Origin of the sequence: Candidatus Planktophila sp. (assembly GCA_030681675.1) — a bacterium.
GTDB lineage: Bacteria > Actinomycetota > Actinomycetes > Nanopelagicales > Nanopelagicaceae > Planktophila.
The window spans coordinates 18,683-42,326 of record JAUXRP010000003.1 but is presented as its reverse complement, the minus strand read 5'-3'; the positions used below and the strand labels follow the sequence as shown (position 1 = coordinate 42,326).

24 protein-coding genes are annotated in these 23,644 nt (G+C 46.7%); 15 read left to right on the top strand and 9 right to left on the bottom strand.

The window, feature by feature from the left end:
* Positions 1-9: 9 nt before the first annotated feature.
* Together Q8K48_00745 and Q8K48_00740 are read right to left on the bottom strand one after the other, a co-directional pair.
* Positions 10-888 (bottom strand): homocysteine S-methyltransferase family protein, encoded by an 879-nt coding sequence (locus Q8K48_00745; GenBank protein ID MDP1850929.1) that lies wholly within the window; start codon positions 886-888, stop codon positions 10-12.
* Positions 888-1,184: a virulence factor gene (locus tag Q8K48_00740; GenBank protein MDP1850928.1), complete on the bottom strand. Its 297-nt coding sequence runs from the start codon at positions 1,182-1,184 to the stop codon at positions 888-890. The genes Q8K48_00745 and Q8K48_00740 overlap by 1 nt, the downstream gene beginning before the upstream one ends.
* Positions 1,185-1,244: 60 nt before the next feature.
* Between Q8K48_00740 and Q8K48_00735 the strand changes: the two genes are divergently transcribed.
* Complete coding sequence (locus tag Q8K48_00735; protein ID MDP1850927.1) at positions 1,245-1,700, top strand: MgtC/SapB family protein; 456 nt, start codon at positions 1,245-1,247, stop codon at positions 1,698-1,700.
* Here the strand turns inward: Q8K48_00735 and Q8K48_00730 are convergent.
* Complete coding sequence (locus Q8K48_00730) at positions 1,697-3,253, bottom strand: TIGR03767 family metallophosphoesterase (protein ID MDP1850926.1); 1,557 nt, start codon at positions 3,251-3,253, stop codon at positions 1,697-1,699. The genes Q8K48_00735 and Q8K48_00730 overlap by 4 nt on opposite strands.
* 18 nt (positions 3,254-3,271) lie before the next feature.
* On the opposite strand from Q8K48_00730, the gene Q8K48_00725 reads away from it, so the two are divergent.
* Genes Q8K48_00725 through Q8K48_00705 form a run of 5 tightly spaced genes read left to right on the top strand, consistent with a single transcriptional unit; the run spans position 3,272 to position 6,421 of the window.
* Positions 3,272-3,868, top strand: coding sequence for a molybdenum cofactor guanylyltransferase (locus Q8K48_00725; GenBank protein MDP1850925.1), 597 nt, complete (start codon positions 3,272-3,274; stop codon positions 3,866-3,868).
* A 2-nt stretch (positions 3,869-3,870) separates the two neighbouring features.
* Positions 3,871-5,031 (top strand): molybdopterin molybdotransferase MoeA, encoded by a 1,161-nt coding sequence (locus tag Q8K48_00720; GenBank protein ID MDP1850924.1) that lies wholly within the window; start codon positions 3,871-3,873, stop codon positions 5,029-5,031.
* A gap of 18 nt (positions 5,032-5,049) precedes the next feature.
* Positions 5,050-5,523: a cyclic pyranopterin monophosphate synthase MoaC gene (gene moaC / locus Q8K48_00715; GenBank protein MDP1850923.1), complete on the top strand. Its 474-nt coding sequence runs from the start codon at positions 5,050-5,052 to the stop codon at positions 5,521-5,523.
* Positions 5,520-5,999, top strand: a complete 480-nt coding sequence (locus Q8K48_00710) for a MogA/MoaB family molybdenum cofactor biosynthesis protein (GenBank protein ID MDP1850922.1) — start codon at positions 5,520-5,522, stop codon at positions 5,997-5,999. The genes moaC and Q8K48_00710 overlap by 4 nt, the downstream gene beginning before the upstream one ends.
* Entirely contained in the window at positions 5,999-6,421 is a 423-nt protein-coding gene (locus Q8K48_00705) for a molybdenum cofactor biosynthesis protein MoaE (GenBank protein ID MDP1850921.1), read from the top strand. Before Q8K48_00710 ends, Q8K48_00705 begins: the two co-directional genes overlap by 1 nt.
* Here the strand turns inward: Q8K48_00705 and Q8K48_00700 are convergent, their stop codons facing one another.
* The gene (locus Q8K48_00700; GenBank protein ID MDP1850920.1) at positions 6,422-6,667 is read right to left on the bottom strand and encodes a MoaD/ThiS family protein; all 246 of its coding nucleotides are present in this window, start codon (positions 6,665-6,667) and stop codon (positions 6,422-6,424) included.
* Positions 6,668-6,689: 22 nt separating this feature from the next.
* Here Q8K48_00700 and Q8K48_00695 point away from each other — a divergent pair, with 22 nt between their 5' ends.
* From Q8K48_00695 to fdhF, 9 genes are read left to right on the top strand one after another with little or no spacing between them, the layout of a single operon-like run.
* Positions 6,690-7,424: a sulfite exporter TauE/SafE family protein gene (locus Q8K48_00695; GenBank protein MDP1850919.1), complete on the top strand. Its 735-nt coding sequence runs from the start codon at positions 6,690-6,692 to the stop codon at positions 7,422-7,424.
* A gap of 46 nt (positions 7,425-7,470) precedes the next feature.
* Positions 7,471-8,133, top strand: coding sequence for a GntR family transcriptional regulator (locus Q8K48_00690; protein ID MDP1850918.1), 663 nt, complete (start codon positions 7,471-7,473; stop codon positions 8,131-8,133).
* A 31-nt stretch (positions 8,134-8,164) separates the two neighbouring features.
* Complete coding sequence (locus Q8K48_00685; protein ID MDP1850917.1) at positions 8,165-10,684, top strand: FAD-dependent oxidoreductase; 2,520 nt, start codon at positions 8,165-8,167, stop codon at positions 10,682-10,684.
* Complete coding sequence (locus Q8K48_00680; protein ID MDP1850916.1) at positions 10,684-11,439, top strand: hypothetical protein; 756 nt, start codon at positions 10,684-10,686, stop codon at positions 11,437-11,439. Before Q8K48_00685 ends, Q8K48_00680 begins: the two co-directional genes overlap by 1 nt.
* Positions 11,439-12,398, top strand: coding sequence for an electron transfer flavoprotein subunit alpha/FixB family protein (locus Q8K48_00675; GenBank protein MDP1850915.1), 960 nt, complete (start codon positions 11,439-11,441; stop codon positions 12,396-12,398). The genes Q8K48_00680 and Q8K48_00675 overlap by 1 nt, the downstream gene beginning before the upstream one ends.
* Positions 12,399-12,401: 3 nt before the next feature.
* Positions 12,402-14,066 (top strand): formate--tetrahydrofolate ligase, encoded by a 1,665-nt coding sequence (locus tag Q8K48_00670; GenBank protein MDP1850914.1) that lies wholly within the window; start codon positions 12,402-12,404, stop codon positions 14,064-14,066.
* Positions 14,066-14,491, top strand: coding sequence for an NAD(P)H-dependent oxidoreductase subunit E (locus Q8K48_00665; GenBank protein MDP1850913.1), 426 nt, complete (start codon positions 14,066-14,068; stop codon positions 14,489-14,491). Before Q8K48_00670 ends, Q8K48_00665 begins: the two co-directional genes overlap by 1 nt.
* Positions 14,488-16,011 carry an NADH-ubiquinone oxidoreductase-F iron-sulfur binding region domain-containing protein gene (locus Q8K48_00660; protein ID MDP1850912.1) on the top strand — a complete coding sequence of 508 codons (1,524 nt, stop codon included), beginning with the start codon at positions 14,488-14,490 and terminating at the stop codon, positions 16,009-16,011. Before Q8K48_00665 ends, Q8K48_00660 begins: the two co-directional genes overlap by 4 nt.
* The gene (gene fdhF, locus Q8K48_00655; GenBank protein ID MDP1850911.1) at positions 16,008-19,001 is read left to right on the top strand and encodes a formate dehydrogenase subunit alpha; all 2,994 of its coding nucleotides are present in this window, start codon (positions 16,008-16,010) and stop codon (positions 18,999-19,001) included. Before Q8K48_00660 ends, fdhF begins: the two co-directional genes overlap by 4 nt.
* Here the strand turns inward: fdhF and Q8K48_00650 are convergent.
* The 5 genes from Q8K48_00650 to Q8K48_00630 are packed head-to-tail and all read right to left on the bottom strand — an operon-like array spanning position 18,987 to position 23,642.
* A complete protein-coding gene (locus Q8K48_00650; GenBank protein MDP1850910.1) occupies positions 18,987-19,571 on the bottom strand; it encodes a DUF1638 domain-containing protein in 585 nt (194 codons plus the stop codon). The genes fdhF and Q8K48_00650 overlap by 15 nt on opposite strands.
* Positions 19,568-21,478, bottom strand: coding sequence for an ASKHA domain-containing protein (locus Q8K48_00645; protein ID MDP1850909.1), 1,911 nt, complete (start codon positions 21,476-21,478; stop codon positions 19,568-19,570). The genes Q8K48_00650 and Q8K48_00645 overlap by 4 nt, the downstream gene beginning before the upstream one ends.
* The gene (locus Q8K48_00640; protein ID MDP1850908.1) at positions 21,475-22,356 is read right to left on the bottom strand and encodes a dihydropteroate synthase; all 882 of its coding nucleotides are present in this window, start codon (positions 22,354-22,356) and stop codon (positions 21,475-21,477) included. Before Q8K48_00640 ends, Q8K48_00645 begins: the two co-directional genes overlap by 4 nt.
* Positions 22,357-22,365: 9 nt before the next feature.
* Complete coding sequence (locus tag Q8K48_00635) at positions 22,366-23,262, bottom strand: methylenetetrahydrofolate reductase (GenBank protein ID MDP1850907.1); 897 nt, start codon at positions 23,260-23,262, stop codon at positions 22,366-22,368.
* Positions 23,262-23,642: a methylenetetrahydrofolate reductase C-terminal domain-containing protein gene (locus tag Q8K48_00630; protein MDP1850906.1), complete on the bottom strand. Its 381-nt coding sequence runs from the start codon at positions 23,640-23,642 to the stop codon at positions 23,262-23,264. The genes Q8K48_00635 and Q8K48_00630 overlap by 1 nt, the downstream gene beginning before the upstream one ends.
* Between the last annotated feature and the right edge of the window lie 2 nt (positions 23,643-23,644).

The window sequence follows — 23,644 nt, the reverse complement described above, 5'->3', positions numbered from 1 at the left end:
TGCGGTTCATTAAGCCAATGCGGCGGCAATTGCTGCCGTATGTGCAGGTGATGAACCACAGCAAGAGCCAACAATATTGACACCCATAGCTTTCATCTTGGCTGCATACTTTGCCATCTCTTCAGGAGTTCCATCATAAATAAACTCATCACCGTGAAGTTTAGGTAAGCCCGCATTTGATTGCGTAATGATAAAGACACCATCTGGGCGAGCGTTAACCATCTCTTGTGCAATTACCTGCATCTCATCGGTCCCACGTCCGCAGTTTGCGCCAATAATACGTACGCCCAAAGCGGCTAAGTGGGTAACCGCGATACCTGGCTTTACTCCCATCATGGTTCGAAGATTTGTATCAAAACTCATAGTTGCAATTATTGGCATACCAGGTGCAACTTCATTAGCGGCATTTACAGCGGCTTCAACTTCGCCTAGATCAGACATCGTTTCAATGAGGATTGCATCGACACCACCAGCGACTAAGCCACGAATCTGTTCGGCAAATAGAGCTTGACCACTCTCAAGGGTCATTGTGCCCATTGGCTCCATGAGATCTCCAGATGGTCCTATGTCACCCATAACAAAACAGCCAGGATGACGATCGGCCACTGCACGTGCAATTTCAGCCCCTGCCTTATTAAGTTCAAAGACACGATCTTCAAGACCGTGCATCGCAAGGCGACCATGAGTTCCACCGAAAGTATTTGTAGTGATAAAACGCGCACCTGCTGCCGCGTAAGCCTCTAACACCGCATCGATTTCATCTCGTTTTTCGACGTTCCATAATTCAGGGGCGCCACCGTCGGTTAATCCACGCTCTTGCAACATTGTTCCCATTGCGCCATCGGATGCAAGCGTTGCTTGTGCGAGCGCTTCGTAGATAGTTGACATTATTTATCTCCCATAGCCTTTATTAGCTCCTCTAATTTTTCTTCACTCAATTCACTCTCTAACTCAGTTGCAATTGTGGTCGCCAAAATATCGGGAACCTCTTCCGCCTCAACCCATGGATCTCGATTCCAGCCGGCGGTGTAAGCATCGGCATCAATGTCGCCAAGGCGCATCGCAGCCTCATCAATCGCCTCTTGAAAACGTGAGGCCAGCATTACCTTGATTGTTGTTTCGCCCTCACGCGCAATTACCATTGAAGGGATTTCTCGCCACCGCATGATTTGATATTGGCTCATAACGCAATTCTATACGGCGAAATCATGGCTCAACTGCACGAAAACCACTACCCTGAGTCAATGATTGACCTTCACTCAATTGATGTGTGGCAACAACTATCTGTGATTATCAATGCTTCAATTGCCGCTTTCTTTGGCTCACTCATTGGTTGGGAGCGCGATCGTGCAGGAAAATCGGCTGGCCCTCGCACGATGGCATTAGTAGGCTCGGCATCAGCGGCAATTGTCACAATAGGTGCCATTATCAATGATGCGACACAGGACGGCGACCCTACTAGAGCCCTTCATGCAATCATAACGGGCATTGGTTTTCTAGGTGCGGGTTTAATTTTCACCGATAAACATTCATCAGGAATTCAAGGTGTGACAACTGCAGCTACCGTATTTTCAACTGCGGCAGTAGGAGTCGCCGTTGGCCTTGGTTTTCAAATTGCAGGTGGGGGTTTAACGGTCATTATTTTGATTATTTTACGTTCGACTCACGTGATTGAGAGATCAATAATTCGCTCACTTTAAGGTTTACTAATTTTTAAAACGACGTTGCGATCTGTTGGCCGCCCGCACCACCAGTTAACATCGTGGGTTGCGCCTAACTCCGCTCTCTTCTGCCAAATGTTTGCACTCAGTGCTCTTGAAAGAGCTGCCATCTCAACTGGCTCGCTTGCATCACCAAATTGAGCCCCCCCTAAATGATCGATTACAGTTAGTCCACAGTAAATATCTCCAAGCTCATCCTGAACGATTTCAATTGTGCGTGATTGTTGTGGCCAATCAGCATGCGAGGCCGTTTCTATCTGCCAGAAACCACGCACTTCTTCTTCGGGTCCAATCCACTTTATGTGGTGGCGATGTTCGTGACCGGCAAACCAGGCGATTATGCCCGGATATTTCAATAGCATCTCCTGAATCTCTTCAACACATACTCGCTTACCTATCGGTGCGTAACTATTAAACATCTTGCTCAATGGATGATGGGAGGCTAGAACTACCGGCCTATCTGCTGAAGCAACTTCACGTTCTAACCATTCAAACTGTTCTACATCTAGCGAGCCTTGCCAACCACCGAAGTGATTGACACTGTCAATAACTATTAGCTTTACTTTACCGATCTGTGTTGAGTAATACATGTGTTTCTTATCAACATTTACCGCCGTGAATCCATGACCTACAGGCAAACCAGGTGAGGCCAAATGCATTGCTGCAAATTCGCCACGCTCGACTGCTCGTCTTTCGATATCTGCACTTACCTCAACATATGGAGCATCAAATGCATCAGGATAACTGGCGGGGCCAATCTCTTGAAAACTTGTAAGGACATCGGCAAGAGTTACATCTGAAGGTAAGCCGATGTATCGCTTGTTACCGATCATCTCATTATTTATTGCCGGTGCAGGTGCAACCGTGCCTTGCAAAAGTGCATCGTGATTTCCGTGAACTGCATACCAAGGAAATTTTAACCCAGTAGCTTTGAAGGGTTTGCGGCATGAGTTCAGAAGATTAGGGATAACTGGGAAGCCATATTTGGCCCGAGCATCATCATTTTCATTGCCAGGGGGAGTCCCATGAGGATGCCAGTAACGAAGATCGTAATTCTCAACACCTTCATCTATGACACCTTCATAACATTCGTAGTTTCCGGAGTCTGGTCTAAAATCTAAACCATCGAGAAGTGCCAAATACCAACTCACTTCATTTAACTGCGCATTATCAGTTGTGTCACCAGTAATAATTGCTGCATCTATTGCATGGCCAGAGAGCGGGCCTGATGTAATGGCATTGAGCGATTGAATCATCGCCTCCACGACATGCGGGGATAACATTGAATGTGGACGGTACGTTCCTATTGTTCCAACTTTTTCACGTATTGGGCTATCGGGATCGGCCCAACGATCTAAATACTCAGGACGAGTCGGTGACTGTGCATCACAAACATGTAGATCAGAGAGATGGTGCATGAGAAGCAGGGGAGTGCTTTTTTTCGGAAAGGTGTGACCAGTGTGTTCTTCCTGCGCAATTTCAACAATATCGCGCCAACCAAGGGCGTTAGCCTCACCCCGTCCAAAAGCCATAGTCAGTATCCTAGCCATATGCAATCCAATAGCGCGAGCGTCATAATTTTAACTGGTGGCACGAGCAAACGTTTCGGCTCTGATAAATCACAAGCAAAAATTGGCGGAGTAAGTTTGATTGAACGAATTCTTGCATCGATTCCATCTGAGTTCGACACAATAATTGTTGGGCCAGATCCAATGATTCTTAATGCAGATTATAGAAGCGTGCAAGAACACCCCATTGGTGGCGGACCACTTGCTGGATTCAAAGCCGGTCTTGAGGTGTGCATGAGCGAAATCGTAGTTCTCATTGCAACAGATATGCCATTTGCAGTATCTCGCACACTACATCTCATGGACTCAATGAAGCCGCACGATGATGCCGTCATGTATGTTGATGCAGAAGGATTTAAGCAATCACTCGCGGCTATCTATCGTGTCGAAGCAGTGGAGCGGGCATTGTCTCTGATGGGTAATGCCGATGGGCAATCAATGCAAACAATGCTTTCACATCTCCACATCCGCGAAATTGTAATGAGTAAAGAAGTTGCACAAGCTTTAAGTGATATCGATACGACCGAAGATCTCGAGCGCGCAATCGCTTTTGCATTACACATGAAGGATGGTCTGTAGTTATGAGCGCACTCGTTGAAGGAAGCTGGGATGTTGCACGCACTATCGCCACACAATCTTTTACATCTTTACCTGATGAACTAATCGAGGTTAAAAATGGTGTAGGTAGGACACTGTCTCGAGATGCACGTGCACTCTGTGATTTACCAACGTATGCAACGTCAGCGATGGATGGATATGCCGTTGCAGGAAATGGACCTTGGACAATTATTGGCGAAGTTAAAGCGGGTCTTCCGATGAAAGGAGAGTTAGCTGAAGGTTATGCAGTTGGAATTGCCACAGGCGCAGTAATTCCAACAGGCACACGTGGAATTATCCGTTGGGAAATTGCCATAGTGAGTGAAAATATTTTGGAGAGCGAAGTTTTTGAAAATCAAGATATTCGACCTGCCGCACATGAGTGTAAAGCCGGGGATGTTTTGGCGGCTGCTGGAACAGAGCTAAACCCAGGCAGCCTTGGCTTGCTCTCTGCCGCTGGCTTAGATCAATTATGGGTTACACGCAAACCACGAGTGGCACTGGTTCTCTTTGGAGATGAAATTCAATTGGCGGGTGTACCAAGTGATGGATTAGTACGTGATGCGTTAGGTCCACAACTCCCAGGCTGGTTAGAAAAATTGGGCTGCGAAGTTATAAGTACGAAATTCATTTCCGATGAGATTTCACTGGTGATTCAAGCGATTAATGATGGCTGCGCTAATGCCGATATCGTCATAACAACGGGTGGAACAGCCCACGGTCCAAGAGATTTTCTCCATGATGCACTCTCACATATCGATGCACAGATTCTTATCGATACCGTTGCCGTTCGTCCGGGCCACCCAATGCTCTTAGCGCGCCACAATAAATGCGCGCTATTAGGATTGCCCGGTAATCCACAGTCAGCGGTCGTGGCATTAATGTCTTTAGGCGCCCCCGTAATTGCATCAATGCTGGGACGATCTGGGAGCGAACTTCCAATAGTTATAACCCGAAGCGAGTTAACAGCTCCAGCAGATTTCACCCGACTTGTTATTGGAAATATTGTCAATGGGCAGTTTGAAGTCGGCCAATATTTAGGGTCGGCAATGTTGCGAGGCTTAGCCCATGCAACTGGATTTGCTGTCGTTACTAAAGAGTTAACTGCTGCGGGCGAATCTGTCCGTTGGCTATCGCTGCCTTAAGGAATTAGAGTTAACTCTATGAGCGATGGTTTAACCCACTTAAATTCGGCCGGTGAGGCGAATATGGTCGATGTTACCGGTCGCGAAATCTCGGTTCGAATTGCCGATACATCAGCAAAAGTCAATCTCTCATCCCACGTTGTCTCACTTTTGCGAGATGGCACAACCCCCAAAGGCGATGTCCTATCTACGGCACGTATTGCGGGAATTATGGCCGCCAAGAAAACGAGCGAGTTGATTCCGCTCACACATCCAATTGCAATCAATTCAATAACTATTGACTTATCAATTACGGATACTGGTGTGGCTATCAATGCTCGTGTGATTACATCAGATCGCACAGGTGTAGAAATGGAGGCATTAACTGCAGTTAGCGTCGCAGCCCTGACTATCATCGACATGGTTAAAGCTTTAGACCCTGCTGCGAGTATTACCGATATACAGATTGATTCAAAGTCTGGTGGTAAGAACGGTGACTGGTCGCGCACGTGAGCAAGCGAAGCGCATGTGTAATTACCGCTAGTGACCGGGCATCGCGCGGTATGTACTCTGATACAAGTGGTGAATTGTTGCGAGCCGGCTTAGAAGCACTCGGATATGACGTGAGTGCTCCAGTTGTAGTTGGCGATGATGTTGGAGCTATTTCGGCAGAGATTTCCAAAGCACTATCGAGCACGGTTAGATTAATCGTTACAACTGGCGGCACGGGTGTATCGCCGACGGATGTTACTCCTGAGGCCACTGCAGCATTCATTGAAAAATCTATTCCGGGTTTTGCCGAAGCTATGCGGGCCTATTCAAGAGAAAAAACGCCAACATCTGATTTAACACGAGGATTGACTGGAACAAATGGCACATCACTCATAATAAATCTGCCCGGATCACCGGGTGCCGTTCGTGATGGCTTAGTAATAATTGAGCGTGTAGCAGCACACATATTGGATCAACTCGAAGGTAGAGACCACTGATGTCAGAGGTTATGCGAGCCGATGTTACGACGCACATTATTGTAGTCGAGCAACTTGCCGCACTGGTTAGAGATAATCGTGCCGGCGCGGTAGTAGTTTTTAGCGGCGATGTGAGAAATCATGATGGAGGCAAAGAAGTCTTATCGTTGACATATGAGATTCATCCAACTGCACATGAGCAGATTGCATTAATTACAACGGCTTTGCTTAATGGGCGCGATGTCGTGAAAGTAGCGCTTTCGCATAGATATGGCGACATAGCAATTGGAGAAACAGCTTTTGGCGTTGCAGTTTCAGCCGAACATCGAGAAGCAGCTTTTAAAACCTGCTCGGCCTTAGTAGATGAGATTAAAGCCAAATTGCCCATCTGGAAGCATCAACGCTTTACCGATGGAACCGATGAGTGGGTCAATACGGCCTAGCTAGCCACCAGCAAAACGTGGAAGCACATCGATAATACTTCCATCATCTACAACAAAATTTTGATCATGTACAGCCACTGAATCAAGTAAGAAACTGCACTGTGCAATTACGTGGGCCAGAGCGGGTCTAGTTTGACAGATTTCGCTAATAATCTCTTGAAATTGCGCGCTGGCACAGAACATCTGATCGACACCTGCAGCAGCTCGAGCGGCAGCAAAGAATCTAATTTCTACCCCATTATCCATTTCACCATTGTATGGTTATGCCATGCTTGAATACTTCCTAATATTCGCGGTCGGTATTTTAGTCGGCGGAATAAATGGAATGGCAGGCGGAGCATCGGTCATCTCATATCCAGTATTACTTGCAACCGGAATGTCACCTGTGAGCGCGGCAATTACAAACGCCTTAGGTGTTACTCCCGCAAACTTCTTTGCACTCATTGCCGTGCGACATCAGATGCGAGCCTATTTTCAGCAGTACAAAACCTTGATTCTCATTTCAATTACCGGCTCAGCCATCGGAGCAGTGGCTTTATTGACCGTTCCACCAGGGGTTTTTGAAAAGATGGTGCCTTTTCTACTCCTTTTTGCGAGTCTTTCATTTTTAATTAAGGCTAAACCCGATAGAGGAGCACGGCACGAGCAGGTTGAAAAAATTGGATTGTTCGGAAGTGGGCTGTACTGCGGTTACTTTGGCCCTGGCCAAGGTGTCATCGTTATTGCCGTCCTTGCTCGAGATATCCGGCGAGATCCCAAGAGCTTGAATACAGCTAAGAACCTCATCGTCGGGTGGACCTCACTGATCTCTAACATCATCTATATCTTTAGCGGCCGGGCCGAATGGCCGTTCGTTATTGCCCTCGTATTAGGCGCAAGCATTGGGGGCACATTTGGTGGTCATTGGGCCGCCCGCATGCCTGTCCTCGTCTATCGCGCCCTGATTCTTACCGTAGGTTTTGGGGCTTCAGTCTGGCTATTTCAGAAGTATTATTTCGGCTAGCTCGCTGGTGTATCAATCTGTATATGACTGATATATCATCAACTCTATGAGCCAGGCCATTCATATCCTCTCCAGAGAGAGCGGTTCGCTATCAGACGAGGCCTATAGCCAAATTCGCTCCATGATCATCACATTGGAACTCGTTCCAGGATCGCTACTGAGTGAGAGTAATTTAATGGCCAAACTCGGCTTTGGTCGTACGCCGATTCGTGAGGCCCTTCGATCCTTAGCTAATGAAAAATTGGTGGAGGTTTATCCTCGCCGCGGAATGTTTGTCTCAAGCGTAGATGTACAAAATCTCTCAGCGCTCTCTGAAATTCGCGCGGTACTTGAGATTAAAGCGGCCGAACTCGCCGCAGAGCGCTCAACGTTAGCCGATCATGCAATTACTACAGCTCTCATCACTGAAATTAATGCTATTAAAGGCGATGTAAATATGGCGACTTTAATTGGATTAGATCAACGCATTCATCACCATATCTATCAATGCACTCACAATAAATTCTTGGCAGCGGCGCTCGATAACTATTATGCACACGCTCTACGTATCTGGTTTTTAGCTTTGGATCGCGTTACTGGTTTAACAGAAGCGATAATCGAACATCGCGCACTTCTTGAAGCGATTGCAAGTGCTGATTCGAGTGCGGCAGGCAAGGCAATGCGCGATCACGTTGAAGGTTTTGAAGCATCTATACGTAAATCTTTATAACCCACCACTTAAAAGAACGAGGAAAAACGCTATGAGTAAGTTACCTGAAAAAGCAAAGTGCGTAGTGATCGGCGCAGGTATTGTCGGCAATGGAATGGTTTATCACTTAGCGAAATTGGGTTGGAAAGATATTGTTCAGATTGATAAAGGGCCATTGCCTAACCCTGGCGGCTCAACTGGGCACGCCTCGAACTTTATTTTTCCTGTCGATCACTCTAAAGAGATGACGGCGATTACGGCAGAGAGTATGCGCCAATATAAAGAGTGGGGAACGTTTACCGAAACCGGCGGCATTGAAGTTGCTCGCACTTCAGAGCGGATGCAAGAGCTAGCACGTCGTATAACCTCAGCTAAATCGTGGGGCATTGATGGTGGTCAAATTCTTACGCCCGCAGAGGTTAAAACTCTGGTTCCGTACATTGACGAGAGCGTCATTGTGGGAGGTTATTATCAGCCTTCCGTTGGCGTAGTTGACTCACTACGCACTGGAACTTTGATGCGTGAGTATGCAATTGAAATCGGTGCCGCCCTCTCTTTTGCCAATATCGAAGTTCTAGATATAACTGTTGAAAATGGCCATGTCACTGGCGTCGTTACCGATCAAGGCACAATCGCGGCAGATTATGTTGTTATTGCAGCTGGCTGCTGGTCACCTAAACTTGCAGCGATGGCAGGTGCACATATTCCCTTAACGCCAGCGGTGCACCAAATGAAGGACATTGGACCAGTTCCATTTTTTAAGGATGCAAAAGGCGATATCGAGTGGCCAATCGTTCGCGATATGGATGTCTTTATGTACGAGCGCCAACATGGAACAGGACTCGAGATTGGCTCTTATGCTCACCGCCCAATTCTTTATACACCAGAGGATCTGCCATCAAATGCAACGGCAGCACTTTCACCAACTGAGTTTGCTTTTACCCAAGCTGACTTTGATATCCAAGATGAACACGCCTTTGAATTAATGCCCTCAATTGTTGGCGATGAAAATGTGCGTGAAAAATATGCAATCAACGGAATTCTTTCGTACACACCTGATGGGATGCCGATTCTCGGCGAAACTCCAGAGGTAAAAGGTTTGTGGTCGGTAGCAGCGGTTTGGATTAAAGAAGGACCTGGTACAGCTAAATCGGTAGCCGAATGGATGATTCTTGGGGATTCAGAGATTGATCTTCACTCCTCAAACATCGCACGTTTTCATGATCACCAAAAAGCTGAGTTCCATATTAAAGCTCGAGTTGATGAAAGTTTTAATAAGACGTATGGAATTGTTCATCCACTTGAGCAGTATGCATCGAACCGCAATGTGCGCCTCTCGCCATTTTATGCGGCAGAAAAGAATCTTGGTGCAGTTTTTTATGAGACCGCTGGCTGGGAACGTCCATTTTGGTATGAGTCAAATAAGCATCTCGTTGAAAAATTTGGCGAGAAAGTAATGCCACGTACTTCCGAGTGGGAGTCGCGTTGGTGGTCACCAATAATCAATGCCGAGCACTTACAAATGCGCGAAACCGCAGGAATTGTTGATCTATCTGCCTTTACGATTTTTGATGTAACTGGACCTGGCGCACTAGCAGTGGTGCAAAAGGCGGCGTTACGACAGATGGATGTCGCCATTGGTCGAGTTGTTTACACACCAGTCCTTGGACCAAATGGGGGGTTCAAATCAGATTTAACAATTATGCGACTTGATACCAATCACTTCCGTGTTGTGACAGGTGGCGCTCATGGAATGGCAGATAAGAAGTGGTTTAGCGATTTGTTACCGGCCGATGGTTCGGCACAGATTTTTGACTTAACTTCTTCATACACAACTATCGGAGTCTGGGGACCTAAAGCGCGCGAAATAATTCAAAAAATTACAAAGAGCGACATGAGTAAAGAGGCATTTAAGTTCAGTACCTGCAAAGTTATTGAAATAGGACCACTTCGCGTTTTAGCATCTCGCATCTCATACGTTGGCGATCTTGGGTGGGAGTTCTACATTCCAATCGAACAAGGCGCCAAATTGTGGGAAATGTTGTGGGAGAGTGGTAAAGACCACGAGATGATTCCAGTCGGTATTGGCGTTTATGGAACTACTGGGCGGTTAGAAAAGAGTTACCGCGCATATGGCCCTGAACTTGAAACCGAGTACACGGTTGTAGAGGCTGGAATGGTGTCACCTAAGCTAAAAGAGGCTGATTTCATCGGAAAGGAAGCACACGTTAAGCATCGAGGTGAAAAACCAATCGCAATTCTCTGCACACTTTTTGTTGATGATCACACTTCATCGGCTGGTGAAAAGAGATACATGATGGGTAACGAACCAATTCTTACTCTTGATAAGCAACCAATTGTAGATTCGCATGGTCGCCGCTCGTATGTTACAAGTGCGGGATCTGCCCCTTCTCTAGGCAAGCACATCTTGATGTCATACCTACCAACAGAGCTAGCCGTCGCCGGCAATAAATTCCTGGTTGAGTATTTGGGTGAGCATTATCCATGTTCAGTTGCTGAAGTAGGTGCAACATCAGTCTTTGATCCTTCAAATGAAAGGATTATGGCCTAATGGATGTACTTGTCTGTTTAAAGCGCGTGCCATTAGCAGGAGGAACTTTAATTCTGACTCCAGATTCTCGAGACATTGAAACGAAACATCTGGGTTTTGGGATTTCTCCCCACGAAGAAAATGCCGTCGAGGCAGGCGTGCAGCTAGTTGAACAAATGGGTGGCACGCTCACGCTTTTAACACTTGGGCCTAGTGATGCCGAAGAACAACTTCGATCGCAGTTAGCAATTGGTGCGACTCGTGCAGTTTTAGTTGAAACCGATGGGCAAGAGTGGGACCCTCAGGGGACGGCAGCTGCATTAGTCGATGCGATTAATGCCGATGAGACGAACTTTGATTTAATTATCTTTGGTGCCGAGTCGGCAGATAGTGCGGGCTACCAAATTCATATTCGAGTTGCCCATGCCCTTAACCGTCCGATTATTACAAATGTAAAGTCCATGAAAATTGAAAATGGCGTTGTTGCCTGTGAGCGCGTTGTAGCTAATGGTCGCGAGCATTATGAAGCACCGTTACCTGCAATCGTGACCGTTCGCGATGGTCTCAACATCCCCCGTTATCCATCGGTGCCGGGACGTATGCAGTCGCGTAAAAAAATTGTGGATTTGAAAAAGGCCGAGCCGCGAACTCCAAAACTTGAAAAAGTGACTCTCGCTTTAGCGCCATCTAAAGATAAAGGCGCTGAAATCTTAGGTAAGGGCACAGAAGCAGTTCCAGCCTTGGTTGAAGTGTTGAAGCAGATTGGAGCAATCTAATGATTCTGGTTCTTATAGATCATGATCGTGGAGAAATCGATCCGTTATCTCTGCGAGCACTCACTGCTGCGCGAAAGTTAGGCCATGGGGTCGAAGCCGTAGCGATTGGTAGTGAAGGCGCTTCACTTGCGGGGATTGTAGGCGAATATGGCGCAACAGTTTTGCACGTAGCAACACATAGCGCCATTACCGATTACACGCCGAGGGCATCGGGCCGTGCACTTATGGATTTAGTTGAAAAACTAAAGCCGGCTGCGGTTTTGGCGGCAGGTAGCCCACGTGGAAATGAACAACTCGCACATTTGTCCGCCTTTTTAGATGTGCCAATGGCCGCTGAATGCTCTGAAATAACTGTGGGCTCACCTCATCACGTGCTTCGAGCGCGATGGGCGGGCAACCTCATTGAATCAGCACTTGTTCACTCTGATTTACTCGTTGCTAGCATTCTTGGTTTTTCAATTGAAGCACAAGCAACAGGTGGCGCGCCGGCAACCGTTGTCTCTTTCGAACCTTCGTTGCATCCAGAAGACCGCGTTGTAAGAATTTTAAGCCGTGATTCCGGAGAGTCTAAAGGTGGGATCACTCTCAATGATGCAAAGGTAATAGTGTCAGGAGGAAGAGGAGTTGGCGGAGCCGAGGGCTTCGGAAAGTTAGAAGAGTTGGCAGAGCTCCTTGGTGGAACAGTGGGCTGTTCTCGCGTTGTAACTAGTTCTGGTTGGCGCCCACATGCCGAACAAGTGGGGCAGACTGGTACCAAAGTCGCACCGGATCTCTACATCGCTGCGGGAATTTCAGGAGCGATGCAGCATATTGCTGGAATGAAAAATAGTAAGACAATCGTCGTTATCAATACCGATCCAGAAGCTCCGATACTTCGTTATGCCGACTACGCAATCATCGGAGATTTACACCAAATTATACCTGCGCTCACAAGCGCCTTACGTCAGGCTAAGGGATAAAAAATGTCAGATATCGAAATTGCACAAGCTGCAACCATGAAATCAATCAATGAGATTGGAGCATCTCTTGGTATTGATGTTGAAAATCTTGAGGCGTATGGAAAATATAAAGCGAAAGTAAATTTGAAGTATTTAACCGCACTCCCTGAGCGAAAAGGATCAAAACTAATTTTGGTGACTGCAATTAGTCCAACTCCAGCAGGGGAGGGCAAGACCACTACAACAGTTGGTTTGGGCGATGCACTTCGTCACATCGGCAAAAATGCGATGATTGCATTGCGCGAACCCTCTCTGGGTCCAGTCTTTGGAATGAAAGGCGGCGCAGCCGGAGGTGGATTTGCCCAAGTAGTCCCTATGGAGGACATAAATCTTCACTTTACAGGCGATTTTAATGCCATTGCTCTGGCAAATAACTTGCTCGCAGCCCTAATCGATAACCATATTCACCACGGCAATGAGTTAGCAATCGATATCCGAAGAGTTACGTGGAAGCGAGTTATCGACATGAATGATCGGGCGCTGCGCGAGATTATTCAATCTATTGGTGGCGTAGGCAATGGTTATCCACGCAGTGATGGTTTTGACATTGTTGTGGCCTCCGAAATTATGGCCATCTTCTGTCTTGCAACATCGATCGAAGATTTAAAGGAAAGAATAGGCAAAATCGTTGTTGGCTATAAGCGCGATAAGACTCCAGTGCTTGCAAGCGAACTCAATGCTCAAGGTGCAATGACGGTTATTTTGAAAGATGCTTTTCAACCTAATTTAGTTCAAACTTTAGAAAACACCCCTGCATTTATTCATGGTGGACCATTTGCCAACATAGCTCATGGCTGCAATTCGGTTGTTGCTACGACTTCGGCCATGAAACTTGCCGATTATGTAGTGACAGAGGCGGGTTTTGGCGCAGATCTTGGTGCTGAAAAATTTATCGATATTAAATGTCGAAAGTCGGGTTTGCGTCCATCGGCATGTGTTCTCGTTGCAACGGTGCGTGCAATTAAATATCACGGTGGAGCTGATTTGAAGACTATTACTGAGGAGAATCTAGGAGCACTTGAGGCGGGGATAGTTAATTTAGAGCGTCATATTCATAATATTAAGGATGTTTACAATTTGCCGTTAGTTGTTTCAATTAATAACTTTACGAGCGATACCGCTGCTGAGATTGAATTACTTCGTGCACGCGTAGAAGCTATGGGAGTAAAAATTGTTCTTGCAACCCACTGGGCAGATGGTGGCGCGGGAGCCACAGATTTAGCTCATGCAGTTGTGGAACTCTGCGAAGAACCCAATAAAATGAACTTCGTATATGAGGATGAGATGAGTTTGTGGGAGAAAATTAATGCCGTTGCCACAAAAATATATGGCGCAAAAGAAGTTACGGCCGATGCAAAAGTACGTCTGAAGTTAAAGGAGCTAGAAGCCTCCGGATATGGTGGATTTCCTATCTGCGTTGCTAAGACTCAGTACTCCTTTAGCACCGACGCCGCCCTTCGCGGGGCACCCAGTGGGCATTCACTCAATATCCGCGAGGTAAAGCTATCTGCCGGCGCCGAATTCATCGTGATGATCTGCGGTGAAATAATGACAATGCCAGGCTTGCCAAAAGTTCCGGCGGCTGAACGCATTGATTATGTTGATGGAAAGGTCGTAGGTTTGTTCTAATGAAGTATTCGACGTGGTCACACGAGAGAGCAGTAGCTCTTCTTGCGACCCTGCGCGAAGAAAAAGGAGCAGTACTCATGGCCCTGCAGTTAATGCAGAGAGAGTTTGGGTATGTAGATAAAGCCTGCGTGGAACTCATTGCACAACTCTTTAATAAAACACGGGCAGATGTACATGGAGTTTTAACTTTTTACCATGATTTGCGAACTACACCACCACCACCGCACGAGATCTCTATCTGCGTAGCTGAGGCTTGCCAAGCTGTTGGGGCACGTGAATTAGAACGCGAAGTGAAAGGTAAATTTCCGCAGGAAACTCGGGAGAGTTACTGCTTTGGAAACTGCGCACTTGGGCCTGCTGCAATGGTGGATGGAATGCTCATCGGTCGAGCGAGCCTTGAAAAGATTGAGAAGGCGCGACAATGAGAGTATTTGTTCCAGGCGATAGCGCTGCAGTATCAGTTGGCGCCGATGAAGTTGCTGCGGCTTTTGCAGAGTTACTACCAGATATTGAGATTGTTCGAAATGGTTCACGTGGAGCTTTGTGGCTTGAAACTCTTGTCGAAGTCGAACTTCCAACTGGGCGCATTGCTTATGGTCCAGTTAGTAAAAAGGATGTGCAATCTCTCATACATGCGGATTTTCTACAGGGCGGCGCACATCCTTTGTCACTTGGGAAAACCGATGAGATTGTTTGGTTAGCCTCGCAAGATCGTGTCACCTTTGCACGAGTTGGCATAATCGATCCACTCTCTCTCGATGACTATCGTGCCAATGGTGGATTGATTGGTTTGCATAAAGCGCTCATGCTTGAAAAGGATTCGATCATCGATGAAATTGCAGAGTCGGGGTTGCGCGGTCGTGGCGGTGCAGGTTTTCCAGCCGGCATAAAATGGCGTGCGGTATCACAAACCATCAGCGACGAGAAATATATTTGTTGTAACGCCGATGAGGGTGATAGTGGAACTTTCGCCGATCGCATGTTAATTGAGGGCGATCCATTTACTCTGATAGAAGGTATGACTATTGCAGCGATTGCAGTTGGTGCGACTCAAGGCTATGTCTATATTCGATCTGAGTATCCATATGCGATTTCAATTCTACAAAAAGCAATTGATATTGCACGTAATAGTGATTGGCTAGGAAGTCGAGTTCTAGGAACCCCTCATTCATTTGATATACAGATTCGGGTGGGTGCTGGCTCCTATGTCTGCGGAGAAGAAACTGCAATGTTGGAAAGTATTGAAGGCAAACGTGGAGTAGTACGTTCAAAGCCCCCATTTCCAGCGATAGAAGGTCTCTTTGGCCAACCAACTGTTATTAATAATGTTTTAACACTGTCCACGGTCCCGATGATTATGGCGCAAGGGGCCGATTTTTATAAAGCTCGTGGTGTTGGACGCTCAATGGGCACTCAAGTATTTCAATTAGCAGGAAATATCGCACGAGGTGGAATCGTGGAGTGTGCATTTGGAATCAGTCTCGATGAGTTAGTGAATACCTATGGGGGAGGCACACTTACTGGTCGACCAGTTCGCGCAGTACAAATCGGCGGTCCGCTAGGGGCATATTTCTCAACGGCACAGTTTGAAACTTCAATGGATTATGAGTCACTTATCGCTGCCGGTGGAATGTTGGGCCATGGTGGCATTGTGGTCTTTGATGACACGATTGATTTAGCCGTGCAGGCTAAGTTTGCGATGGAGTTTTGTGCCCTCGAATCGTGCGGAAAATGCACACCCTGTCGAATTGGCTCTACTCGGGGGTCTGAAACAATTGACTTGATCATTAAGGGCGTTAGGGTAGATGAGAATAAGAAACTACTTCTTGATCTTTGCGAAGTGATGACCGATGGATCTCTCTGCGCCATGGGCGGTTTGACTCCTTTGCCGGTCAAAAGTGCAATGATTAACTTCCCGTCAGACTTCAATGGAGTACGCAGATGACAATGGTTTTTGAATCTGATTTTGGCACACCTGCCAGTCAAAGTACTGATGAAGTCAACCTTGAGATTGATGGCAGATCAATCACGGTCCCCGCCGAAACCTCGATTATGCGTGCTGCGTTGGAGGCTGGAATCGATATTCCAAAACTCTGTTCTACTGATCGCTTAAAGGCATTTGGTTCTTGTCGACTATGTGTCATTGAAGTTGATGGTCGCAACGGCACGCCATCATCGTGTACAACTCCTGTTGCCCAGGGAATGAAAGTTTCAACTCAATCAGAAAGGCTTGATCGAATTCGTAAAGGTGTAATGGAGTTGTACCTTTCGGATCATCCCGAACATTGTGCCACTGGAGATGAGTGTGAAGTTCACGGAGTGGCTAGGAAAGTCGGTGTTACATCAAGTCGATACGCCAGCATTGATACACATTTAGGATTGAAAAAAGATGAGAGTAATCCATACTTTACTTTTGATTCCACAGAGTGCATCGTCTGTAATCGCTGTGTACGAGCGTGCGATGAAGTCCAGGGGACATTTGCATTAACGATTGAAAACCGTGGATTTGAAGCAAGGGTTTCATCATCGGGCACATCCTTTATTGAAAGTGAATGTGTCTCATGTGGTGCTTGTGTGCAGGCTTGTCCTACCGGAGCTTTAACTGAAAAGACTTTATTAACTATCGGTTCACCAACTTCATCGGTCATTACAACATGTGCTTACTGTGGCGTTGGGTGCAGTTTTAAAGCTGAAATGCGTGGAGAAGAAGTTGTACGCATGGTTCCTCTAAAAGCAGGCGGTGCAAATGAGGGACACTCATGCGTTAAGGGCCGTTTTGCTTATGGTTATGCCACACACTCAGATCGAATTACAAAGCCCATGATTCGAAACGCGATTACAGATCCCTGGAAGGAAGTTTCCTGGGCAGAGGCGATCTTTTTTGCCGCCGATGGTTTGAAACGAATACAAAGTGAAAGTGGAGTGAATGCAATTGGTGGAATTACATCTTCACGTTGTACAAATGAAGAAGTATTTGTCGTCCAAAAGATGGTTCGAGCAGCATTTGGCAATAACAATGTAGATACATGTGCACGTGTATGCCATTCGCCAACTGGATATGGCTTAGGACAGACTTTTGGAACTTCGGCCGGAACCCAGGATTTCGAGTCGGTAGAACATAGTGATGTCATTATGCTCATTGGGGCTAACCCAACCTCGGCTCACCCTGTTTTTGCCTCGCGTATGAAACAAGCCATTCGTAAAGGTGCCCAATTAATCGTCATTGATCCCCGCGTGATTCCACTGGTGCGTACTCCTGGTGTTGTTGCCGCCCATCACTTGCAATTAATGCCAGGTACAAATGTTGCAGTTATTAACGCCTTAGCTCATGTGGTTGCAACCGATGGATTGATTTCTCGTGAATTCGTTGATGCGCGGTGTGATGCACAGTCATTTAAGGAATGGGAGGATTTTATCTCTCTGCCCGAAAATTCTCCTGAGGCTTTAGAGGAGTCTTCTCGTGTACCTGCAGCTCAGATACGGGCTGCGGCGCACCTCTTCGCTAGTGCGAAAAACGGTTCCATATATTATGGCTTGGGCGTGACCGAGCACAGCCAGGGCTCGACAATGGTGATGGGTATTGCAAATCTTGCAATGGCAACTGGAAATATCGGGCGAAAAGGTGTTGGGGTTAATCCGCTTCGTGGGCAAAACAACGTACAGGGTTCGTGCGATATGGGCTCTTTCCCACATGAGCTCTCGGGTTATCGTCATATTTCAAATCCCGATACACGCAAGATTTTTAATGACGCATGGGGAATCGAACTTCAATCTGAGCCAGGTATGCGCATTCCAAATATGTTTGATGCCGCTATCGCTGGTGAGTACCGTGGACTCTATGTACAGGGTGAAGATATTGCACAATCTGATCCGAACACATCACATGTGCATGCAGCACTACGCGCGATGGAGATGGTAATTGTTCAAGATTTATTTCTGAATGAAACTTCGAAATTTGCTCACGTATTCTTGCCAGGTACTTCATTTTTAGAAAAAGATGGCACATTCACAAATGCAGAACGGCGCATCAATCGAGTTCGTCCCGTCATGAAATCAAAGACAGGTAAGAGCGAATTTGAAGTCACCTGTGATTTGGCAACTGCTATGGGCTATCCAATGTCCTATGAAAACGGCGCCGAAATTATGGATGAAATTGCAGCGACAACACCGACTTTTGCAGGTGTCTCTTTTGCAAAGTTGGATGAACTCGGCAGTATCCAATGGCCGTGTAATGAGGCCAATCCAGAAGGAACTCCGATGATGCACGTAGAGAGATTCGTACGTGGCGAAGGTCGATTCATGAAAACTCCATATGTACCAACAGATGAAAAAGCTACACGTAAATATCCGCTTCTGCTCACCACAGGGCGCGTCTTGAGCCAATACAACGTAGGAGCCCAAACTCGTCGTACGTCAAATAACATTTGGCATAGTGAAGATATTTTAGATGTGCATGAGTCCGATGCCGAATTGCGTGGAATTGCCGATGGTTCGTGGGTCAAACTCTCAAGTCGGGTTGGTGAAACTATTTTGAAAGCCCGAATCACCGATGAGGTTCCAGCAGGTGTCGTATATACAACTTTTCATTTCCCTGAAAGTGGCGCAAATGTCATCACGACTGATTTTTCAGATTGGGCAACTAACTGTCCCGAATATAAAGTCACGGCGGTAGAAATTGCACCTAGTATTAAAGGCCCGGGTGCGATGGTCGAGACACATATCGGTGGAGATCCTCAATTGGATTCCATAGTGCGCATGGCTAATCAGATCGCAGCAAATTTCTTAGCAACTGATGCGCCTGAAATTAAAGTGGCCCACCATATTGAGCAGTTCTGGACTCCAGTAATGATTGAGCGGTTACGAAATGATGTAGATCATTCATTACTCTCACCGGCCGTAGTGAGGGCAATTAAAATTACATCAATGGCTAATTAGAACCTCCAATTGTTTTCGTAAACCTTTATATCCAACGATTAGCTTTTCAAGTGGTAAACCAATTTCATTGGCTGCATCCGTAGCAGCTTGCTCTAACTCTAAAGTTGGCCTTTGGGCTAGCCAAACCACGCGCGTGTAGTTGCGAAAATAATCATCTCGCAGATTCGGATATTTATCTAAGCCTAACTCGACAATGACACTTCGATGAAAGGATTTAACGAGAAAATCGGTGAGAAAATAAGTTCCAGCATCTTCGGCCATCAACCTCTCAATTTCAGAGGCTCCCGCAAAGATGTCATAGCAATGATTACCACCTAATCGCGCGACGTCATGGCGCGCAATTACAGAATCGAGTGCACCATATGTTCCGCAATCGGCGTAAGCAACGGCGCATTTAGAGTGCCTATCTTTAATCTCTGACAAAAGCACATCAACTTCGGCAGCGATTTTTTCAGGGTGGTTATGTAAAAGCGGTGGCAATGGATAAATAGTTATGTCAAGGCCAGCATCTCCGGCAATTTCACTGATATGTGTGGCCAATGCACCACAGGCCACGATGCCGATACTCATGCTGGAAAAGCTAAGCGATCCACAAATTTGTCGTTGAAATCTGCGCGATCTGAGAGTTCGACATATGAGATCTCTTCCAATAAAGCCGCTGCTCCATGTCGCTCTTGAGCAGATAGCAAGACCATTTTTGCACCCTCTCCCGCAACATTACCCGCCGATAAAATGCGCATAACGGAGAGTTTAGGTACGAGACCTATTTTAACGGCAGATGCGGGGGAGAGATAAGAGCCAAATGAGCCGGCAAGAAGGACTTGTTGAATCTCAGACTCCTCCACACCAAACTCTTCTAAAAGTAATGCCCAACCGGTTGCAATGGCCGCCTTAGCAAATTGAAGTTCGCGCACATCACGTTGAGTTAAATACACGCAATCAGTTAAGTCGCCGACCTCTTTACTCCATGTTAAGACAAACACCCGTTCTCCCTCGCGCATAAGTAATCGATCCGCCAAGGTTGGTGCTAACTCTTTAGCGACCTCATCGGTGACAAAGCGTCCAGAGTGATCGAGTAAGCCAATGCCAACGAGACTGGCACATGCATCGACTAAACCTGAGCCGCAGATACCAATAGCCGGGGTATCATCAATAGTGCCGATAACTAGTTGGCCGTCGGTAATTTTAATTGTTTCTATCGCACCAGATGCGGCGCGGACGCCACATTTAATACTTGCCGCCTCAAATGCCGGACCAGCCGGGGCCGCAGTCGCCAAGATCTTTTCACCATCTCCAAGGACGATTTCACAGTTCGTTCCGACATCGATAAATAAGCGCAAGCGCTTGTCGCGATCCATTCCAGATGCAAGGGCACCAGCGATAATATCTCCACCAACGTAAGCACCTAACGATGGCAAAATAATCGCTTTTGCGCGCGGATGAATAACGATCCCAATATCTTTAGCCTCTACATCTGGAAAATCTGCTGCCGCCATAATAAATGGCGCAACGCCTAGTGGTTCAGGGTCAATTCCCAGGAGAAGTTGGTTCATAGTGGCATTACCCGCGATAGCGATTTCATAGACATGCAGTGGGTCGACACCGGCCTCCATGCAGACTTCTTGAGTAAGTTGATTAAGCGTCTCTTGTGCGAGCGATGATAGTTTTTCAAGGGCAGCTGGATCCAACATCGTTGCACTAATTCGCGTGATTACATCGGCGCCAAAGGGTTGCTGCTTATTGAGAATAGATTTAACCGCTAACGGTGTGCCGGTATTTAAATCTAACAAAGTTGCCACCACGGTTGTAGTTCCTAAGTCGTAGGCGATTCCATAGCGAAAGGCCGTTGTATCTCCAGGTTCAATATCTATGAAGGCTTGATCGACAAAGACTGCAGTTACTTTAAAATTGGATGCGCGCAAAACTCGTGGGATATTTCGCATTGCCGCAAGGGATGCTGTGCCTTCGATATCATCAATGGCATCAAACAAGCGCACCAAGTCAGTTCGCTGATCATGTAACGTCGGCTCCTCTAATTCAACGTAACGTTTCTGCACCGCGGGACGTAAAATAACCTGGCGCCCTACGCCAACAGTTGCAGCCTTTGGGCGAGTTGTTAAAGCAGGAACATCAATAGAAATATCGGTGCTTGTGCGCACAAGGCAGGCCAATCTCCAGCCCTGTTTAATTTCGGTTTCAGTGAAGGCTCGAAAATCTAACTTAGATGGATCAACTTCACCATCGGTAATTTTGATGCGGCACTTCTTGCAGGTTCCATATCCACCGCATGTTGAATCAATAGCAATACCGTTCCAAGAAGCGGCATCGAAGGCACTGACTCCTGTCGGAACAGTAATAGTTTTTTCCGATGCAACTGAGTTATCTTTTTCAAGTGATCTAAAGGCGAGCTTGACCCGACTGGTACCGTCATGATGTGGCACAAGTGATGGATCGAGCTCTTTGTTACTAATTCTCATTCACCTTTTTCAGAGGTCGCAGTAGTTTTTGCAGCCTCCATTGCTCTAAAACGTGTAATCCAGTTTGATCCCCATGGATCTAGACCGAGGAGCAAGTCTGCAGCACGCACTGATTCAACGATTAATGGGGTACGAGAGTCCATGACCGCAGAGGTCAAACCATGTGACATTGCCGCGGGCAAGAAAGCTGCGTTAAGTGCATGGCGATAGGGAAGACCAAAAGAAATATTAGATGCGCCAAGGGTCATATTTAGCCCCCATTTTTCACGGATTAAGTAAATAGTTTCTAAAGTAATTTTGACCGCTTCGGGATCGGCGCCAACGGTCATTGCTAATGGATCGATAACTAAATCCTCAAGGGGAATACCATGTTTTTCAACTGCCCGAACAATTTTTTCAGTAATCACTATGCGCTCGGCGGCCGTTGCAGGAATTCCAGTCTCATCATTAGGTAGTGCGATGATTGCAGCGCCATGTTTTTTAATTAGGGGTAGAACTAAATCCATACGTTCATCTTCGCCGGTAACACTATTGACGAGAGCTTTACCTTGATATGTTTCAAGACCGGCTTGCAACGCCTCAATAATCGATGAGTCGATACAAATTGGCGTGTCGGTTATTGATTGAATCAAAGTAATGGCTTTAGATAAGAGAGCGGGTTCATCTGTCAGAGGGACTCCCATATTCACATCTAGAACATTGGCACCGCCTGCGATTTGATCGACAACATCTTTTTCAATAGCCGAAAGATCGCCAGCGCGCAGCTGTAATTGAAACTTCTTTCGGCCCGTTGGGTTGATACGTTCTCCAATAATGCAAAAAGGTTGGTCGTGGCCGATTGTTACAGTTTGGCCAGGAGAAGAGAGAACTGTATGCATTATGTGCCCCTATCGTTTCGGTGTTCTGCCTAAGTCGCTCATAAAGAGATCAAGTGATCCATCATGACGAAAATCTGTGATGTGAAGACCACGGACTCCGGGGAGAGTGAGTGCGTGCAAAGCCAGCTCAAGAGTTAACTTATTGACCTCAACACTGGGATCACTGGCGCTTTGTACACGTGCCAAGGTGCTAGTCGGAACGTCGATGCCGGGAACCTTATCATTCATAAAGCCCAATCCTTTGGCGCCTTTAACTAAGACTACGGTCGGAATGAGCTTGAGATCTGGCGCGCTTTCTGCCACACCTTTGCAGAAAGCCTCAAGGCGATCAGGGTGATAGCAGATTTGAAGTTGTAAGAATTTTGCCCCTGCGCGGTATTTTTTAAGCGCCCGTTGAATTCGATAGTCAAATGGAGGGGCTGCGGCGTTTTCAACGGCCCCACAATAAAAATCTGGAGCTGGTTTGATAGGCCTTCCTGAAAGGTACTTACCTTCCCCCATGATTCGAGCGATATTTATCGCTTGAGCGCTATCAATATCAAAGACTCTTCGAGCTTCGGGCTCATCGCCGGCCGTGACATCATCACCAGTTAATAGTGAGAGATTTGTTATCCCATGAAGGGATGCACCCATCATGTCGGACTGGATTGCTAGGCGATTTTTATCACGACAGACTATCTGCATGATTGGCTCTAACCCAAACATCTTCATTGCTATGGCAGTGGTTGTATTAGATGTATGTGCATGAGCTGCTGGATTATCAGTTGCATTCACGGCATCAAACCATGGCGCTAAGCGAGCTGCATTTCTTTCAACACTTGCCATTCCACCGCCATCGACAGATGGAAACTCAGCAGTGAAAACTACATCACTTGTATTTTCTAATTTTTCCCGTAGCACCGACACTAGTGCTCACTACCTTGTACCGACCAACCATCCGGAACTTGCTGATCGCGCTTAGTTATTAAATTGACCCACGAAGAAGTTCCATGTAACTGCATATCTACCGGCGGACGAAGTTCGTTGTAATGCTCCTTCCATACCTTTGGCAATGGAAGTGAAATGGTGCGATCGTAGGCTTTTACCCAAATGCACTGCATCTCTGGAATAACTTCACAGTTGCCATTTTCGCGTACTCCGCCACATGGACCATTGCGCAATGTTTTAGGACATGTCATCGGACAGGTCATTCCTGTTGAATGAAGTACGCACTGACCACACATGCGGCAGTCCCAAACAGGCGCTTTCAACGCGTGTTCAATAAAGGGGAGAAGTTTTTTTAGCATTT

Excerpts from the sequence above, each read along its gene's own strand:
- Q8K48_00745 (MDP1850929.1), bottom strand. The coding sequence starts at position 888 with ATGTCAACTATCTACGAAGCGCTCGCACAAGCAACGCTTGCATCCGAT.
- Q8K48_00740 (MDP1850928.1), bottom strand. The coding sequence starts at position 1,184 with ATGAGCCAATATCAAATCATGCGGTGGCGAGAAATCCCTTCAATGGTA.
- Q8K48_00735 (MDP1850927.1), top strand. The coding sequence starts at position 1,245 with ATGATTGACCTTCACTCAATTGATGTGTGGCAACAACTATCTGTGATT.
- Q8K48_00730 (MDP1850926.1), bottom strand. The coding sequence starts at position 3,253 with ATGGCTTTTGGACGGGGTGAGGCTAACGCCCTTGGTTGGCGCGATATT.
- Q8K48_00725 (MDP1850925.1), top strand. The coding sequence starts at position 3,272 with ATGCAATCCAATAGCGCGAGCGTCATAATTTTAACTGGTGGCACGAGC.
- Q8K48_00720 (MDP1850924.1), top strand. The coding sequence starts at position 3,871 with ATGAGCGCACTCGTTGAAGGAAGCTGGGATGTTGCACGCACTATCGCC.
- moaC (MDP1850923.1), top strand. The coding sequence starts at position 5,050 with ATGAGCGATGGTTTAACCCACTTAAATTCGGCCGGTGAGGCGAATATG.
- Q8K48_00705 (MDP1850921.1), top strand. The coding sequence starts at position 5,999 with ATGTCAGAGGTTATGCGAGCCGATGTTACGACGCACATTATTGTAGTC.
- Q8K48_00700 (MDP1850920.1), bottom strand. The coding sequence starts at position 6,667 with ATGGATAATGGGGTAGAAATTAGATTCTTTGCTGCCGCTCGAGCTGCT.
- Q8K48_00695 (MDP1850919.1), top strand. The coding sequence starts at position 6,690 with ATGCTTGAATACTTCCTAATATTCGCGGTCGGTATTTTAGTCGGCGGA.
- Q8K48_00690 (MDP1850918.1), top strand. The coding sequence starts at position 7,471 with ATGAGCCAGGCCATTCATATCCTCTCCAGAGAGAGCGGTTCGCTATCA.
- Q8K48_00685 (MDP1850917.1), top strand. The coding sequence starts at position 8,165 with ATGAGTAAGTTACCTGAAAAAGCAAAGTGCGTAGTGATCGGCGCAGGT.
- Q8K48_00680 (MDP1850916.1), top strand. The coding sequence starts at position 10,684 with ATGGATGTACTTGTCTGTTTAAAGCGCGTGCCATTAGCAGGAGGAACT.
- Q8K48_00675 (MDP1850915.1), top strand. The coding sequence starts at position 11,439 with ATGATTCTGGTTCTTATAGATCATGATCGTGGAGAAATCGATCCGTTA.
- Q8K48_00670 (MDP1850914.1), top strand. The coding sequence starts at position 12,402 with ATGTCAGATATCGAAATTGCACAAGCTGCAACCATGAAATCAATCAAT.
- Q8K48_00665 (MDP1850913.1), top strand. The coding sequence starts at position 14,066 with ATGAAGTATTCGACGTGGTCACACGAGAGAGCAGTAGCTCTTCTTGCG.
- Q8K48_00660 (MDP1850912.1), top strand. The coding sequence starts at position 14,488 with ATGAGAGTATTTGTTCCAGGCGATAGCGCTGCAGTATCAGTTGGCGCC.
- fdhF (MDP1850911.1), top strand. The coding sequence starts at position 16,008 with ATGACAATGGTTTTTGAATCTGATTTTGGCACACCTGCCAGTCAAAGT.
- Q8K48_00650 (MDP1850910.1), bottom strand. The coding sequence starts at position 19,571 with ATGAGTATCGGCATCGTGGCCTGTGGTGCATTGGCCACACATATCAGT.
- Q8K48_00645 (MDP1850909.1), bottom strand. The coding sequence starts at position 21,478 with ATGAGAATTAGTAACAAAGAGCTCGATCCATCACTTGTGCCACATCAT.
- Q8K48_00640 (MDP1850908.1), bottom strand. The coding sequence starts at position 22,356 with ATGCATACAGTTCTCTCTTCTCCTGGCCAAACTGTAACAATCGGCCAC.
- Q8K48_00630 (MDP1850906.1), bottom strand. The coding sequence starts at position 23,642 with ATGCTAAAAAAACTTCTCCCCTTTATTGAACACGCGTTGAAAGCGCCT.